This window comes from Gordonia sp. UCD-TK1 (assembly GCF_001691435.1).
Lineage (GTDB): Bacteria > Actinomycetota > Actinomycetes > Mycobacteriales > Mycobacteriaceae > Gordonia > Gordonia hongkongensis.
In genome coordinates this window covers 160936-176106 of sequence record NZ_LZMP01000001.1, presented here as the reverse complement: position 1 = coordinate 176106, position 15171 = coordinate 160936, and the positions used below count along the sequence as shown (strand labels likewise).

At 68.7% G+C, this 15171-nt stretch carries 19 protein-coding genes; 16 read left to right on the top strand and 3 right to left on the bottom strand.

Translation table 11 applies throughout. From position 1 onward, the window contains the following. Positions 1 to 13: 13 nt before the first annotated feature. The 14 genes from ffh (at position 14) to A9310_RS00765 (ending at position 9703) form a co-directional block, all read left to right on the top strand. Complete coding sequence (gene ffh / locus A9310_RS00830; RefSeq protein ID WP_065628992.1) at positions 14 to 1576, top strand: signal recognition particle protein; 1563 nt, start codon at positions 14 to 16, stop codon at positions 1574 to 1576. A 26-nt stretch (positions 1577 to 1602) separates the two neighbouring features. Beyond that, complete coding sequence (locus A9310_RS00825) at positions 1603 to 2673, top strand: amidohydrolase family protein (RefSeq protein WP_065629085.1); 1071 nt, start codon at positions 1603 to 1605, stop codon at positions 2671 to 2673. Positions 2674 to 3127: 454 nt separating this feature from the next. Beyond that, positions 3128 to 3565, top strand: coding sequence for a 30S ribosomal protein S16 (rpsP, locus tag A9310_RS00820; protein WP_058250078.1), 438 nt, complete (start codon positions 3128 to 3130; stop codon positions 3563 to 3565). Beyond that, the gene (locus A9310_RS00815) at positions 3562 to 3804 is read left to right on the top strand and encodes an RNA-binding protein (RefSeq protein ID WP_004572301.1); all 243 of its coding nucleotides are present in this window, start codon (positions 3562 to 3564) and stop codon (positions 3802 to 3804) included. Before rpsP ends, A9310_RS00815 begins: the two co-directional genes overlap by 4 nt. 26 nt (positions 3805 to 3830) lie before the next feature. After that, complete coding sequence (rimM, locus tag A9310_RS00810; protein ID WP_065628991.1) at positions 3831 to 4364, top strand: ribosome maturation factor RimM; 534 nt, start codon at positions 3831 to 3833, stop codon at positions 4362 to 4364. Then, positions 4364 to 5083: a tRNA (guanosine(37)-N1)-methyltransferase TrmD gene (gene trmD / locus A9310_RS00805; protein WP_065628990.1), complete on the top strand. Its 720-nt coding sequence runs from the start codon at positions 4364 to 4366 to the stop codon at positions 5081 to 5083. Before rimM ends, trmD begins: the two co-directional genes overlap by 1 nt. A 41-nt stretch (positions 5084 to 5124) precedes the next feature. Continuing rightward, positions 5125 to 5469 carry a YbaB/EbfC family nucleoid-associated protein gene (locus A9310_RS00800; protein WP_065628989.1) on the top strand — a complete coding sequence of 115 codons (345 nt, stop codon included), beginning with the start codon at positions 5125 to 5127 and terminating at the stop codon, positions 5467 to 5469. Continuing rightward, positions 5456 to 5806 carry a hypothetical protein gene (locus A9310_RS00795; RefSeq protein ID WP_065628988.1) on the top strand — a complete coding sequence of 117 codons (351 nt, stop codon included), beginning with the start codon at positions 5456 to 5458 and terminating at the stop codon, positions 5804 to 5806. The genes A9310_RS00800 and A9310_RS00795 overlap by 14 nt, the downstream gene beginning before the upstream one ends. Further along, a complete protein-coding gene (locus tag A9310_RS00790; RefSeq protein WP_065628987.1) occupies positions 5803 to 6777 on the top strand; it encodes a hypothetical protein in 975 nt (324 codons plus the stop codon). Before A9310_RS00795 ends, A9310_RS00790 begins: the two co-directional genes overlap by 4 nt. Before the next feature lie 195 nt (positions 6778 to 6972). Beyond that, the gene (gene rplS, locus A9310_RS00785) at positions 6973 to 7314 is read left to right on the top strand and encodes a 50S ribosomal protein L19 (protein WP_004572295.1); all 342 of its coding nucleotides are present in this window, start codon (positions 6973 to 6975) and stop codon (positions 7312 to 7314) included. 18 nt (positions 7315 to 7332) lie between these two features. Next, positions 7333 to 8193 carry a signal peptidase I gene (lepB, locus tag A9310_RS00780; protein ID WP_065628986.1) on the top strand — a complete coding sequence of 287 codons (861 nt, stop codon included), beginning with the start codon at positions 7333 to 7335 and terminating at the stop codon, positions 8191 to 8193. A gap of 7 nt (positions 8194 to 8200) precedes the next feature. Beyond that, positions 8201 to 8890: a ribonuclease HII gene (locus A9310_RS00775; protein WP_058250085.1), complete on the top strand. Its 690-nt coding sequence runs from the start codon at positions 8201 to 8203 to the stop codon at positions 8888 to 8890. Next, positions 8887 to 9198 (top strand): DUF2469 domain-containing protein, encoded by a 312-nt coding sequence (locus A9310_RS00770; protein ID WP_004572292.1) that lies wholly within the window; start codon positions 8887 to 8889, stop codon positions 9196 to 9198. The genes A9310_RS00775 and A9310_RS00770 overlap by 4 nt, the downstream gene beginning before the upstream one ends. A 100-nt stretch (positions 9199 to 9298) precedes the next feature. Continuing rightward, positions 9299 to 9703, top strand: coding sequence for a YraN family protein (locus A9310_RS00765; protein WP_065628985.1), 405 nt, complete (start codon positions 9299 to 9301; stop codon positions 9701 to 9703). 9 nt (positions 9704 to 9712) lie between these two features. On the opposite strand, the gene A9310_RS00760 is transcribed toward A9310_RS00765, so the two are convergent. Together A9310_RS00760 and bluB are read right to left on the bottom strand one after the other, a co-directional pair. Next, positions 9713 to 11062, bottom strand: coding sequence for a DUF4185 domain-containing protein (locus tag A9310_RS00760; RefSeq protein ID WP_065628984.1), 1350 nt, complete (start codon positions 11060 to 11062; stop codon positions 9713 to 9715). Positions 11063 to 11161: 99 nt separating this feature from the next. Next, a complete protein-coding gene (gene bluB / locus A9310_RS00755) occupies positions 11162 to 11800 on the bottom strand; it encodes a 5,6-dimethylbenzimidazole synthase (RefSeq protein ID WP_065628983.1) in 639 nt (212 codons plus the stop codon). Between the two features lie 122 nt (positions 11801 to 11922). On the opposite strand from bluB, the gene A9310_RS00750 reads away from it, so the two are divergent. Then, positions 11923 to 13431, top strand: coding sequence for a YifB family Mg chelatase-like AAA ATPase (locus tag A9310_RS00750; protein WP_065629084.1), 1509 nt, complete (start codon positions 11923 to 11925; stop codon positions 13429 to 13431). Then, complete coding sequence (gene dprA, locus A9310_RS00745; protein WP_065629083.1) at positions 13431 to 14573, top strand: DNA-processing protein DprA; 1143 nt, start codon at positions 13431 to 13433, stop codon at positions 14571 to 14573. Before A9310_RS00750 ends, dprA begins: the two co-directional genes overlap by 1 nt. Positions 14574 to 14575: 2 nt before the next feature. On the opposite strand, the gene A9310_RS00740 is transcribed toward dprA, so the two are convergent. Beyond that, on the bottom strand, positions 14576 to 15154 hold the full coding sequence (locus tag A9310_RS00740; protein ID WP_065628982.1) for a TetR/AcrR family transcriptional regulator: 579 nt from the start codon (positions 15152 to 15154) through the stop codon (positions 14576 to 14578). Positions 15155 to 15171 lie beyond the last annotated feature (17 nt).

Here is a 15171-nt window from a genome sequence, read left to right as displayed (position 1 = left end):
GAAGGATGGGACCATGTTCGATTCCCTCTCCGACCGGTTGACCGGTGCCCTGAAGGATCTGCGTGGCAAGGGGCGGCTGTCCGACGCCGACATCGACCGCACCTGCCGCGAGATCCGGCTCGCCCTGCTCGAGGCGGACGTCTCGCTCGCGGTGGTCCGGTCCTTCATCGCCCGGATCAAGGAGCGCGCCAAGGGTGCCGAGGTCTCCGCGGCACTCAACCCGGCGCAGACGGTCGTCAAGATCGTCAACGAGGAACTCATCGGAATCCTCGGCGGGGAGACCCGGCGGGTGCGGTTCGCCAAGAACCCCCCGACCGTCATCATGTTGGCCGGTCTCCAGGGTGCCGGTAAGACGACACTCGCCGGAAAGCTGGGCAACTGGCTCAAGCAGCAGGGTCACACCCCGCTGCTCGTCGCCTGTGACCTGCAGCGTCCGGGCGCGGTCTCCCAGCTGCAGATCGTCGGCGAGCGCGCCGGCGTGCCGGTCTTCGCGCCGCATCCGGGCACGAGCGTCGGCGGCGAGGGTGTGCTCGGTGTGACCTCGGGCGATCCGGTCTCGGTCGCGCAGGCCGGTGTCGACGAGGCGCGGAGCAAGCACTACGACGTGGTGGTCATCGACACCGCCGGTCGCCTCGGCATCGACGCCGAACTGATGAAGCAGGCCTCCGACATCCGCAACGCCACCTCGCCCGACGAGGTGCTGTTCGTCGTCGACGCGATGATCGGTCAGGACGCCGTCACCACCGCCGAGGCCTTCCAGGAGGGTGTGGGCTTCACCGGCGTCGTGCTGACCAAGCTCGACGGCGATGCGCGCGGCGGTGCGGCGTTGTCGGTACGCGAGGTGACCGGCCAACCGATCATGTTCGCGTCCTCGGGCGAGAAGCTCGAGGACTTCGACGTCTTCCATCCCGACCGCATGGCCAGCCGCATCCTCGGCATGGGCGACGTGTTGTCGCTCATCGAGCAGGCCGAACAGCACTGGGATGCGCAGCAGGCCGAGGCCGCGGCCGCCAAGATCACCCAGGGCGAGCTGACCCTCGAGGACTTCCTCGAGCAGATGCTGATGATCCGCAAGATGGGTCCCATCGGCAACATCCTGGGGATGCTGCCCGGCGCCGGCCAGATGAAGGACGTGCTGTCGCAGGTCGACGACAAGCAGCTCGACCGGGTACAGGCGATCATCCGCGGCATGACCCCCGCCGAGCGCGACAACCCGAAGATCATCAACGCCTCTCGCCGCATCCGGATCGCCAACGGGTCGGGTGTGACCGTCAGCGAGGTCAACCAGCTCGTCGACCGGTTCTTCGAGGCCCGCAAGATGATGGCGCAGATGTCGGGTCGCATGGGCATGGGCGCGATGAACCGCAAGTCCAACCGCAAGGGCAAGAAGGGCAAGAAGGGCAAGAGCCGCGSCCCCACCCCGCCGAAGGCGGCGCGCGGCGGCTTCCCTGGTATGCCCGGAGGCATGCCGGCCGGGTTCCCGGACCTGTCGAACATGCCGGCCGGTCTCGATCAGCTGCCCCCGGGTCTCGAGGGCATCGACGTGTCGCAGTTCCAGCAGCCCAAGAAGAAATGACGGTGGGTGGCCCGGAACAGGGTGCAATGGCCCGCCACTACCGGGGCACCGATCCGCTCACGTCCGAACCGGTCGAGTTCTGGGTGTCCGACGACACCATCAGCCTCACCGCGGTTCCCGACGCCGAGACGGCCGTCGACGGCGGCTGGATCCTGCCGGGCCTCGTCGATGCCCACAACCACGTGGGGATCGCGCCGGGCCTCGGGGTCGACATCGAGCAGGCCCGTGGCTACGCCTACGCCGACGCGCGCACCGGCACCCTGCTGATCCGCGAGGTCGGGTCGCCGCTCGACACCCACCCGCTCGACGACGATCCGGCGTGCCCACGGTTGATCCGCTCCGGCAAACACATCGCCCGGCCCAAGCGGTACCTGCGCGACTACGGCGTCGACCTCGACGATCCGGACGAACTGGCGGCCGAGGTGGCCCGGCAGGCGCAGGCAGGCGACGGCTGGGTGAAGATCGTCGGGGACTGGATCGATCGCGAGGTCGGGGACCTGGCCCCGCTGTGGACCCGCGCGCAGATCGAGTCGGCGGTGGCGGTGGCCCACGAGCACGGCGCGCGAATCACCGCCCATGTCTTCGGAACCGATGCTCTCGTCGACCTGATCGGGGCCGGTGTCGATTGCATCGAGCACGGCACCGGGCTGACTCCCGATCTCGTCGACCAGCTCGTCGACCGCTCGATCGCGTTGGTGCCCACCATGATCCAGGTCGAGAACTTTCCCGGGATCGCCGACGGCGCCGAACGCTTCCCGACCTACGCCGCCCACATGCGCGCCCTGCATGCGGGCGCCCCGGCGGTGTTCGCCGCCGCGCGTGAGGCCGGCGTCGCGATCTTCGCCGGGACCGACGCGGGCGGATTCGTCGAGCACGGACGCATCGTCGACGAGATCGAGGCGCTCTCGGACGTGGGCCTGGGCCCGGCGGGTGCGATCGCGGCGGCGTCGACGAATGCGCGTGCCTGGCTGGGCGCCGACCTCCTGGAGGACGGTCACCGCGCGGACTTCGTCGTGTACGCGGACAACCCGTGCGACGACCTGGGCACGTTGCGACACCCGGTAGCAGTGGTGTCTTCTGGTCGCCACCTCGTGTGAGCAAAGCCACACGGTAGTAGCTGGTTGCCTTTCTTACCGCCGCGTAACGTAGCAACGGCGTTGCAACGGTTCGGCCAGGACGAACCGGATCAGTCCACCTCGGATCCGCGGCCCGGATCCGAGAGCGCGGGCCCGTCGGAGCCGGGGGTCGAGGGAGGCTCCGGCGGTGTCGCGCATCAGGCGGATGAGCCGACACCGACAGAGTGACGGAAGTGACGTTCGGCATGTGGTCGTCCTCGCGGGGTGGGTGACCACATGCCGGTCCATCGGCTGTTCCCTGTGCAGGCCGATCACCGGATTCGGTACTCACCGCCCGGTCTGGCACAATGATTCGCTGGTTCGTCGGATCCGGTCACGGCCGCCCGACGGTCACACCACTACAGACGCAAAACCGGGTCCGCCACTCCGGGCGGATTGCTGAATTGCGCAGTGACCACACGAAAGAGAAGTAGACATGGCTGTCAAGATCAAGCTCACGCGGCTCGGCAAGATCCGCAACCCGCAGTACCGCATCGTCGTCGCCGACGCCCGCACCCGCCGCAACGGCCGGGTCATCGAGACCATCGGCAAGTACCACCCCAAGGAAGAGCCCTCGCTGATCGAGGTCGACTCCGAGCGCGCGCAGTACTGGCTGGGAGTCGGCGCGCAGCCGACCGAGCCCGTGGCCGCGATCCTCAAGGTGACCGGTGACTGGCAGAAGTTCAAGGGCCTGCCGGGCGCCGAGGGCACCCTGAAGACCGCCGAGCCCAAGCCGTCGAAGCTCGACCTGTTCAACGCCGCGCTCGCCGCCGCCGACAACGAGCCGGTCGCCGCCGCGACCACCCCCAAGAAGAAGGCCGCCAAGAAGGACGACGAGGCTGCCGAGGCTCCCGCCGCCGAGGGTGACGCGTGAGCGCAGTCGTCGCCGACGCGGTCGAGCACCTGGTCCGCGGAATCGTCTCCAACCCCGATGACGTCCGGGTCGACCTCGTCACCGGCCGTCGCGGCCGGCTCGTCGAGGTCCACGTGAACCCCGACGACCTCGGCAAGGTGATCGGTCGCAACGGTCGTACCGCCACCGCGCTGCGCACCCTGGTCTCCGGGATCGGCGGCCGCGGGATGCGTGTCGACATCGTCGACACCGACCGCTGACCGAGAACCCGAACACCGAGCGCATCGTGGATCTCGTCGTAGGCCGTGTGGTCAAGTCACACGGAATCCGTGGTGAGGTCGTCGTGGACGTCCGCACCGACGAGCCCGAGATGCGTTTCGCCCCGAACTCGGTGCTGCGTGGCCGTCTGCCGCGCGGTGCCGGGGAACGGGACTTCACCGTCACAGCCGCCCGGGATCATTCCGGGCGGCTGTTGGTGTCCCTGGCCGGCATCGCGGACCGGGATTCCGCCGACGCCCTGCGCGGCACCCTGTTCCTCATCGACAGTTCGCAGGTGGAGCCCTCCGACGACCCGGACGAATTCTACGACCACGAACTCGAGGGCGTGCCCGTACAACTCACCGACGGCTCCGCGGTCGGCGTCGTCGAATCGGTCCTGCATCTGCCCGGCGGCGAGTTGCTGTCGGTACGTACCACCGACGACCGTGAGGTACTCGTGCCGTTCGTGCGCGAGATCGTGCCGAGTGTCGGTCGCGAGCTGATCGTGATCGACCCCCCGGAGGGGCTGCTGGATCCGGATTCGCTCGACGAGGCGCCGTGATGCGCCTCGACGTCGTGTCGATCTTCCCCGAGTACCTCGATCCGCTCCGAGTTGCCTTGCTGGGCAAGGCGATCGACGCCGGACGGATCACCGTGGCGGTCCACGACCTACGCAACTGGACGCACGACGTCCATCGCAGCGTGGACGACTCGCCGTACGGCGGCGGGCCCGGCATGGTGATGAAACCCGACGTCTGGGGGCCGTGCCTGGACGAGGTGTGCCCCGACGACGCGCTGCTGATCGTGCCGACCCCTGCCGGTGTGCCGTTCACCCAGGAGACCGCGCGTCGCTGGAGCACCGAGCAGCATCTGGTGTTCGCCTGCGGCCGGTATGAGGGTATCGACCAGCGTGTCTTCGACGACGCGGCCCGACGGGTGCGCGTCGAAGAGGTCTCCCTCGGCGACTTCGTCCTCATCGGGGGAGAGGTCGCGGTCATGGCCATGATCGAGGCGACCGTCCGGCTGCTCGACGGCGTACTCGGCAATCCCCGCTCGCATCAGGAGGATTCGTTCTCCGACGGGCTGCTCGAAGGTCCGAGTTACACGCGGCCGGTGTCCTGGCGCGGTCTGGACGTCCCGCCCGTACTCCTCAGCGGCGACCACGCGAAGGTGGCACGCTGGCGTACCGAACAGGCCCTCGAGCGGACGCGCGCGCGCCGGCCTGATCTCCTCCCGGACCCTGTGGACTCCTCCGCGGACCATCCGGGCGATACCGACTAGGATTCGGCAGAGGTTCGACTCGGACGGGGGTCCAGCAGACGATGCAGGGGTATTCGGCCATGGTCGAGGAACTCGACCGGCAGCGCACCGAACTCGAACGGGTCCGGAAGTCGTTGTCGCAGCTGACCTCCCGGGCGACCAGTCACGACCGGCTCGTCGCGGTGACGGTCGACGCGCGCGGCCGTGCGGTGGACATCACGATCGAACCCTCCGCAATGCGTCGATACCGCGCGGATCAACTGTCCGCCCTGCTGACCACGCTGATCGCCGAGGCGGACACCGCGCTGCGCACCAGATCCGCCGACATCCTCTCCGGCGCACCGGATCTGCCGATCGACTACGCCGACGCCCGCCTCGACAGTGTGGTCGCCGATGACCGACCCTGACCTCTCGCCGGCGGCCGACGCCGGTCCCCGGGTCGCCGCCGACCCCGGTGCCGCCGCCGTCGTGGCGACGCGACTGCAGGCAGCGGCGGCGGAACTCACGGCGATACAGACCGAGCTCGCCGCCCTGCTCATCGACGTCGACATGGCAGTAGGCACCGGGAAATCGGCGGGTGCGTTCCGGGCGGGGTTCTCGCCGGCGGCCGCGGCGTCGACGGATCGTCTGCACGACGTCGGGAACCGTCTCGGACAACGCCGCCGCGCCCTCGTCGCCGGCATCGACGACCTCCTCGACCGAGATGCCGAGGCCTCGGCGCGTATCGGCCGGGCCGACGCATGACGGCGCGTGGCGAGGCCGAGCGGATCGCCGAGGAACTGGCCCCGGGGGTGTGGCCGACCGCCGACGCGGCGGCACTGAGCGACTCGGCACAGCGCGTGCGGGCACTCGCCGAGAGGGTGGCCGGCCTCGCCGAGGCGGTGGCGTCGGTGACCGACTCGTACGCGACGGGGGACTCGACCGCGGGCGGGTTCCACGATGCCGTCGTCGACGGGCTCGGACAGATCGCCGGTGCCGATCTGCCCGGAGCGGCGGAACGGCTGCGCGCGCTCGGGACGTCGCTGGACGCGTATGCCCGAACGGTGATCGACACGCAGCAGCAGATGTCGGTGGTCGCACTGATCGCCGACCGCGACATCCGGCGGGCCGAGGTGAACGCCGCGATCGGTGACGACACGTGGCGGGTCGAGGCCGCGAGCACCGGCCGGATGGCCCTCACCGCGGCGGGGGATGATCACACCGAACGGTCGGGTGAGGCCGGGCAGAGCGCCGCTGCACCCGCGGCGACGAGCGGGATGATGCCGATGATGCCGCTCGGGGCACTGGGTGCGGCGGGTGCGATGGCTGCCGGTCTCGGGGGTCTGGCCGGCGCGCGGGCTCGCGCCGACCGCGACGTGATCGGCGCGAACGACCTGACCTGGTTGCGGGGGCGAGCCGAGCGACTCCAGACCACGGTCCCGGCATCGATCGCAGGTTGGTTCCGGACCGCGGTGGGCGTCGGGATCGGCCCGCGGGGAGCCCCGGTGGTCGTCGTCGGGACCAACGACCCGCAGCCGTATCAGCGGGTGGGGATGGAACTCGCCGACGACGAGGCACTCACCGCCAACGGCCAGGCGCCCGAACTCGCGGTCCGCGACCACATGGTGCATGCCGGTGTGACGCCGAGAGCGATCGCCGCGGCGACGCCGATGGAGCCCGCCACCATCTCGGCATTGCAGGCCGACGACGTCGTGATCGTGGCGCCACGGACGTAGCGGCTCCGCGATTTCGTCGGCCCGGGGTGTCTCTGGCACAATAGTCGGGTTGCCTGCCGACGATGCCCCGTGTCCGGGGCTGTCTCTCCGAGACCGCCGGCTGCGACGCCAACGACTCGGAGCACGAACCGGTCGAGCCCACGGGCCGCCAGGTTCCTCTGCTCAACGTTCTCCGCCAGACAAGGACCACGACACATGAACACGCTCGACTTCCTCGACAAGCAGTCCCTCCGCGACGACGTGCCGGACTTCGGCCCCGGTGACACCCTCGACGTCCACGTCAAGGTCATCGAGGGCAGCAAGGAGCGCGTGCAGGTGTTCAAGGGCGTCGTCATCCGTCGTCAGGGCGGCGGCGTGCGCGAGACCTTCACCGTCCGCAAGGTGTCCTTCGGCGTCGGCGTCGAGCGCACCTTCCCGGTGCACAGCCCGAACATCGCCAAGATCGACGTCCTCACCCGCGGTGACGTCCGTCGCGCCAAGCTCTACTACCTGCGCGATCTGCGCGGCAAGGCAGCCAAGATCAAGGAAAAGCGCTGACGCGTCTAACCTGACGAGGTGGCCGACACACAGCGACCCCACGATGCCCCCGACGACGACCGCGCCGACGACGCCAAGCGTCCGTGGAGGTTGAAGACCGACCCGGCCGAATCCGATGCCGACGAGCGCGGCAAGCGCAAGTCCGGCTCGGATTCTCTCCTGCGCGAAGTCGTCATCATCGTGGGGTGCGTCCTTCTCCTCACCTGGGTGCTGCAGACCTTCATCGGTCGGCAGTACGTCATCCCGTCGGAGTCGATGGAGTCCACCCTCATCGGGTGCGACGGCTGCACCAACGACCGCATCGTGATCGACAAGCTCACGTACCGGTTCGGTGATCCGCAACCCGGCGACGTCGTCGTCTTCAAGGGCCCGTCGGAGTCGTGGAACGGCGCCTGGGTGTCGCCCCGATCGACGAATCCGGTGATGCACAAGGCGCAGGATGCGCTGTCGTGGTTCGGGTTCGCGCCGCCGGACGAGAACAACCTCGTCAAGCGGGTCATCGCGACCGGCGGTCAGACGGTGGAATGTCGCAACGACGAGGGCGTCGGCGTGAAGGTCAACGGTCGCCCGTTGCGCGAGCCCTACATCGACATGAAGCTCCAGGAGGAGACGGTCGCGTCGTTCGGGCCCGGTGTCGCCGGGCCGGGCGACCAGGTACCTCCGTGTCTCGGGCCGGATTTCGGTCCGATCACCGTGCCCGAGGGCAACGTGTGGGTCATGGGTGACAATCGACTGAACTCGCAGGACTCGCGCTACCACGTCGAGGACCAGTACCAGGGCACCGTCCCGGTCAGCGACATCCGCGGCAAGGTCCGGTTCATCATCTACCCCTTCTCGCGGATCGGTGGTGTCGGTTCGTTCAATCCGCAGCAGGGGTGAGACAGCTGTGACGACTCGATGGCCACCCCGCTCACCCGTCCGCCGTGCCGCGGGCCTGCGGACGTTCGAATTCGCCTTGCACCGGCAGGGTCTGGGGCCCGTGGCGGGGGTCGACGAAGCCGGCCGCGGAGCGTGCGCGGGCCCGCTGGTCGTGGCGGCCTGCGTCTTGAAGCCGACGCAGCTCGTCTCCCTCGCCGACCTCGACGACTCGAAACGTCTGACCGAGCGCACCCGCGAGGAGCTGTACCGCTCGGTGACGCGCTACGCGCAGAGCTGGAGTGCGGTGATCATCGAAGCCGCCGAGATCGATCGCATCGGCATCCACGTCGCGAACATCGAGGGCATGCGCCGGGCGGTGGCCGCCCTCGACGTGAAACCGGGGTACGTGCTGTCCGACGGTTTCGCGGTGCCGGGACTGACGGCGCCGTCCCTGCCGGTGATCGGGGGAGACGGGGCGGCCGCGTGCATCGCCGCCGCCAGCATCATCGCCAAGGTCACCCGAGATCGCATCATGGTCGCCATGGACGACGACCTGCCCGGGTACGACTTCGCCATCCACAAGGGCTACAGCACGGCGTTGCACATGTCGCGCATCGACGCCGCCGGCCCCTCACCACAACACCGCATGTCGTACCGTAATGTCGCGGCACGTGTGGTCACCAGCGCAAACGACAACAGGGATAGGCTGACAGGATGAGTGCTGAGGATCTCGAGAAGTACGAAACCGAGATGGAACTCTCTCTGTACCGCGAGTACAAGGACATCGTCGGGCAGTTCACCTACGTGGTGGAGACCGAGCGGCGCTTCTATCTCGCCAACGCGGTCGAGATGATCCCGCGCAACACCGACGGCGAGGTCTACTTCGAACTCCGCATGAGCGATGCCTGGGTGTGGGACATGTACCGCCCGGCGCGGTTCGTCAAGCAGGTCCGCGTGATCACGTTCAAGGACGTCAACATCGAGGAACTCGAGAAGTCGGAACTCCGCCTGCCCGACGAGCCCTGACCACGCGCAATCTGTTGACAACGCCCTGATCGTTCACAGATCAGGGCGTTGCTCGCTTTCGGACGGTCGGCGAAACCGGTTCTGCGCGAATCTTATCGGCATGAGTGCACAAGCGCGCGACCATCCTCGCCCCGATCGCCGCGGTCATATCGGCCGGCTCGGTGAGGACGTGGCCGCGGATTACGCGATATCCCTGGGCTGGACTGTCCTGGAGCGCAATTGGCGTACCCGCTATGGCGAACTGGATCTGGTGGCCGCGGATGGGTCGGTCCTGGTGATCGTCGAGGTCAAGACCCGCGCGAGCCGCACGTACGACGATCCGGTCATGGCGGTCACGCCGTCGAAGCTCGCCCGGATGCGCCGACTCGCGGGGATGTGGCTGGCGGCGCAGGATCGGCGATGGACGCAGATCCGGTTCGACGTCGTCAGCGTGCGCCTCGACCAGGCCGCTCCCGACGATCTGGCTCGTGCGCAGGTGCGGCATCACCAGGGTGTGCACGTGTGAACCCGGATGTCACAGCTTGCTCAGATCGGTCCGGATCAGCATCACGTTGTAGTCGCTCCACCGCGATGCGTTGAAGTAGAGCTCCTTCGAATCCCCCTGCAGCGCGGGGGAGTTGGGGAGCATCATCGGTCCGTAGACGACGAGCGCACCACGGGGCACGATGGTCTTCGGTGCACTCCACGGACCTTCGGGATGATCGGCGGTGCGCAGCGTGATGTCGTTGTCGCCATCGAGCATGACGTACTTCTCGAGGTACGGGCTCCAGGCGACCGATAGTTCGGTGACCGGTTGTCGGACGACGACCGCCGAGCCGTCGTCGGGGATCGCGGCGATGTCGTCCACCCAGCCGCGACTCTTCCCGGCCCAGTACTCGTACGCGTCGAGGTCGAGGATGTCCGTGGGTTTGAACCGCGCGAGAAAGGCGGCGCCGAATCGTCCGTTCGGGGTGCCGTATTGGTAGACGTACTCGGCTTCGGGTGTCCCGGGCCGGCCGCGGACGTACGCGTTCTGCTGGAACTTGCCGTTGTTGAACTCGATCGGACGGAACTCGCCGGGCAGTCGGAGCGAGACCGGAGCATTGATGAGGATGGTGTCCTGATCGGTGACCCAGGTCTGGCCGTTGTCGTCGGAATGGGCGATCGCCGAGAAGTTGGTGACCCAGTTGCCCGGCGAACCCCACGAGCGGACCGACATGTAGTTGATGTACTGGCGGAAGCCGTCGCCGTGCGGGAGGGAGATGGCCGCCGTCGGGATGGTGGTGACCTCGACGTTGGAGATGCCCAGCGACGGGATCAGTTCCTGCGCGTAGTTCGGTTGGCCGGGCGCGATCACCGAACCCGACGCCACGTCGCCGGCGCGGCCGGCCGGGACGGAGAGTCCGTTGGCGAGGTTGTCGTCGTCGGTGCGGAGCAGCACGTTGTGCCGCCACTGCTGTCCCGGCGCGTTGCAGTTGCCGAAGGTGTCTCCGAAAGCCATCAGCGTCTGGCCGCGGCCGTTGTCCCAGGAGACTCCGAGATCGGTGCCGCCGATACCGAACCGGCTGAATGTGCGGTTGGCGCTGAGCGGTCCCGTCACCCACCCGACGGTGCGGGATTTGGACCCGACATAGGGGATCAACGGCCGCTGCGGTCCCGGGTTCGGGATGCTCGAGCTGCCCGACGAGCCCTCCGATCCGCTGGAGCCACTCGAGCCGCTGGAACCGCTGGACCCGAAGCCCAGGAAGCTCGAGCCCGTGCTCGCGTTGCCGCATGGCGCGGCGTGCGCGACGCCGGCACCGGTCGTCAGCGCGACCGCGGTGCCGCTGAATGCGATGACCCCGGCGAGGGCCAGTCGGACACTCGTGGTGAGACGGCTCGACACGCGCGTCCTCCAGTTACTCTTGCGACAGAAGTGATTGACGTGACTATTGTTACTGGAGTTACATGCGGATCGCGCGGTCCGCGGGGTCACGATCTGGTGTCAGCGCACGAAGAAGCGTTCCCCGGCGGACGTCCGTGACTGCCAGCCGACACGTTCGAGCTCCGGTGTCTCGGAGTCGTGGGCGGGGTAGCCGACACACAGGTAGGCGACAAGCTTCCAGGCCGGCGGTACCGCAAGTGCCTCGGAAACCTCCTCGGGTTCGAAGATGGACACCCACCCCACCCCGACGCCTCGGGCCCGCGCCGCCAGCCAGAGTGTGGAGATCGCGGTGACGACCGAATACTCCAGCGTCTCGGGCACTGTCTGTCGGCCGAGTCCCCGACCCTGCGCGACAGCGGGCTCGCAGAACACGGCGAGGTGGACGGGAGCGTCGTCGAGACCGGCGAGCTTGAGCGACGAATACAACTGTGCGCGTTCGCCCGTATAACCGTCCAGCGCGTCGGCGTTGCAGCGAGTGAAGCTGTCGCGCACCGATTGCCGGGCTTCGGTGGAACGCACCTCGACCCACCGCCAGGGCTGGCTGTTGCCGACCGACGGCGCGAGTTCGGCCGCGTCGAGGATCGCGGGTAGCACATGTGGTTCGAGTGGCTCGCGACTGAAGCGGCGGACGTCGCGACGCCATCGGAGCAACCGGTCGAGATCGCCGACGAACGCATCGTCGAAAGTTCCGTCGTTCATCGGTTGTCGAGCCTAGTCGGGCTGCTGTGAACGGTGGTGCACAACCGAGAGGTCATCCACAGATCGGCTGTGTGAGTGGTTCGGCGCCGCGCGCCACGCGTGTTCCCGGCGAGACTGTGCCCATGTTGGGGCAAACACAGGCGGTGGGGCTCAATGCCTTTGTCGCGCAGGTCGTCGACGTGCAGGCGAGTGTGAGTTCGGGTCTGCCGGGGTTCGCGGTGACGGGTAATCCGGATTCGTCGGTTCGGGAGGCGCGGGACCGGGTGCGGGCTGCGATCAAGAACTCCGGGTTCAGTTTTCCCGAGTTGAAGGTGACGGTGGCGTTGTCGCCGGCCGATATGCCGAAGATCGGTCCGGGGTTCGATCTGTCGATGGCCGTGTCCATTCTGGCTGCCACGCAACAGGTGTCGGCGGAGAAGTTGTCGTCGACGGTTTTTCTGGGCGAGCTCGGTCTGGACGGCACCGTGCGGCCGATCCGCGGGGTGTTGCCGGCGGTGATCGCGGCGCGGCAGGAGGGGTATCGACGGGCGGTCGTGCCGGTCGAGACCGTCGCCGAGGCGGCGCTGGTCGAGGGGATGGACGTCGGTGGAGCGAGCAGTCTGAAAGAGGTGACGCAGTGGCTGGCGGGTGACCACGTGCTCGACACGGTGCATGCGGCGGCGGCGACGCAGGCGCCGCCGGTCCCCGACATGGCCGACGTGGTCGGGCAGCACGAGGCCCGGCATGCGCTCGAGATCGCCGCCGCGGGAGCTCATCACGTCCTGATGACCGGATCGCCGGGGATCGGCAAGACGATGCTCGCGCGGCGGTTGCCGGGCATTCTGCCGCCGCTGGGTCTCGAGGACTCGTTGGAGGTGACGGCGATCCATTCGCTGGTGGGGGAGCTGTCGCCCGGACGTCCGCTGATCACCGAACCGCCGTTCGTCGCCCCGCACCACAGCTCATCGATCACAGCCCTGCTCGGTGGCGGTACCGGATTCGCCCGGCCGGGCGCGGCGTCCAAGGCGCATCGAGGAGTGCTGTTCCTCGACGAGTGCGCCGAGATGAGTGTCAAGTCGCTCGAATCCCTGCGGGAACCCCTCGAGGACGGCGAGGTCCGGGTGCCCCGGCGTGACGGCATGGCGGTCTATCCCGCGCGCTTTCAGCTGATCCTCGCGGCGAACCCGTGTCCGTGCGCGCCCGCCCACGACGTGGACTGCGTCTGCACGGCCGTCGTGCGGCGGCGCTATCTGGGCAAGCTGTCCGGACCGCTGCTGGACCGCGTGGACATCCGCGTGCGGATGGACCCACCGGGCAACACCGCGCTGATGAGCGGTGCCGGGGAGTCGAGTGCCGACGTCCGGGCCCGCGTCACCGCGGCGCGAGCCACCGCGATCGAGCGGTGGTCGGAATTCGGGTGGCGCACCAATGCCGAGGTTCCCGGGTCCGCGCTGCGGCAGCGGTTCCGGCTGCCGCCCGACGTGCTGCGGCCCATCGAACTGTTCCTCCGAGACGGCCGCGTGACCGCCCGCGGTGCCGATCGCGCTCTGCGGCTGGCATGGACCCTCAGCGATCTGAGCGGGTCCGGGCGTCCCGTCGAAGACGATGTCGCACAAGCACTTCTGTACCGAGACCGAGGAGCGACCTGGTGATCTCCGCCCATCCGTCGGAACCCCGGTCGCCGGAATCCATCGCCTGGGCCTATCTGGCGCGGGTCGCCGAACCGCCGTGCGCCGCGGTCATCGCGCTCGTCGACGACATCGGTCCGGTCGAGGCGGCCGCGGCGATCCGCCGACGCACCGTGCCCGGCGGCCACGAGGCGGTGCTCGCCGCCACTGATGCCCGGAGCGAATCCGACTGTGCGATCGATGATCTGGACACCGCCGAGCGGATCGGTGCGCGCCTGGTGGCCCGTGCCGATCCGGAGTGGCCGGCCTGGTCGCTGCTGGCGCTGGGGCAGGCCGACACGGCCGCTCGTGGAGGTGAACCGCTCGCCCTGTGGGTGCGCGGTCCGGCCCGGCTCGACGACCTCGCCGCTGCGTCGGTCGCGTTGATCGGGTCCCGTGCCGCGTCGTCGTACGGCGAACACGTCACGCAGACGCTCGCGTCGGGGTTGTCGGCCCAGGGTTTCGCGGTGCTGTCCGGCGGGGCGTTCGGCATCGACGGCGCCGCTCACCGCGCGGTCGTCGCGGCGGGCGGGGTGACCGCGGCGGTGATGGCGTGTGGGATCGACCGCGACTATCCGGCGTCACACTCGTCGCTGCTGACCGCGATCGCGCGTACGGGCGCGGTGATCAGCGAGTACCCGCCCGGGACGACAGCGGCGAAACATCGATTTCTCACCCGGAACCGACTGGTCGCCGCGATGAGCGGCGCGACCGTGGTCATCGAGGCCGGGCGACGGTCCGGCGCGGCGAACACTGCGGCATGGGCGCGCAAGCTCGGCCGGCCGCTGGGAGCCGTTCCCGGTCCCGTCACCTCGGCGACCTCGGTGGGATGCCACCGGATGATCGCCGACGAGCTCGCCGTGCTGGTGTCCGACGTCGCGTCGGTGGTCAACCTGGTACGACCCGACGGTGGGGGCGACATCGGCCGCGGCCGCGCGAAACCGACCGACGCGCTCGACGCCGAGCAACTACGGGTCCACGACGCCATTCCCGGCCGCGGTGGAGTGGGGATCGACGAGATCGCGTTCGCCGCCGGCCTCGACATCGGAACCGTCCGCGCGGCGCTCGCGCACCTCGACATCAAGGGGTACGTGCAGAACGTGGACGGACGATGGCGGCTGGCGTGACCTCAGCGGCGGGTGAGGACGTCGATGATGACATGCAGATCCTCGACCGTCGCCTCGTTCAGACGGCCATGAGCATGGACGTAACCGATTCCCGCGTACAGAAGCGTCGTCGCGCGAGCGTGTGCCTCGGCCTCCGAGAACCCGAGTTCGCGCATGGCCGAGATCGCGATCGAGAAGATCCGGCAGTCGAGTGCATCGACCGAGTTCGCGATCGACTCGTCCGTCTGGGCCCAGCGGCGCAGGGCGGACTCCATCGCCCAGCGGCGAGGATCCGACAGCAGGCGCGCCATCCCTTCGACCCGTTCGACCGGTGGTAGGGCTTCCAGTGCCTCGATCCGGTCGGCCGCCGCCGACTGTGCCCGTCGGCAGTGTTCGGCGAGCGCGGTCTTCAGCGCCCCGATGTCGGTGAAGTGCCAGTAGAAGCTGCCCTTGGTCACACCGAGGCGCGCACTGAGGCGCGAGATCTTGAGGGTGTCGATCCCGTCGTCGACCAGGATCTGGGTCGCGGCCTCCAGCCAGTCGTCCACACTGAGCCGCGAGCCGCGGCGCGGGGTGGACTGGTCCACGGGCTGATCCGGCATGGAGTCACCTCTGGTCG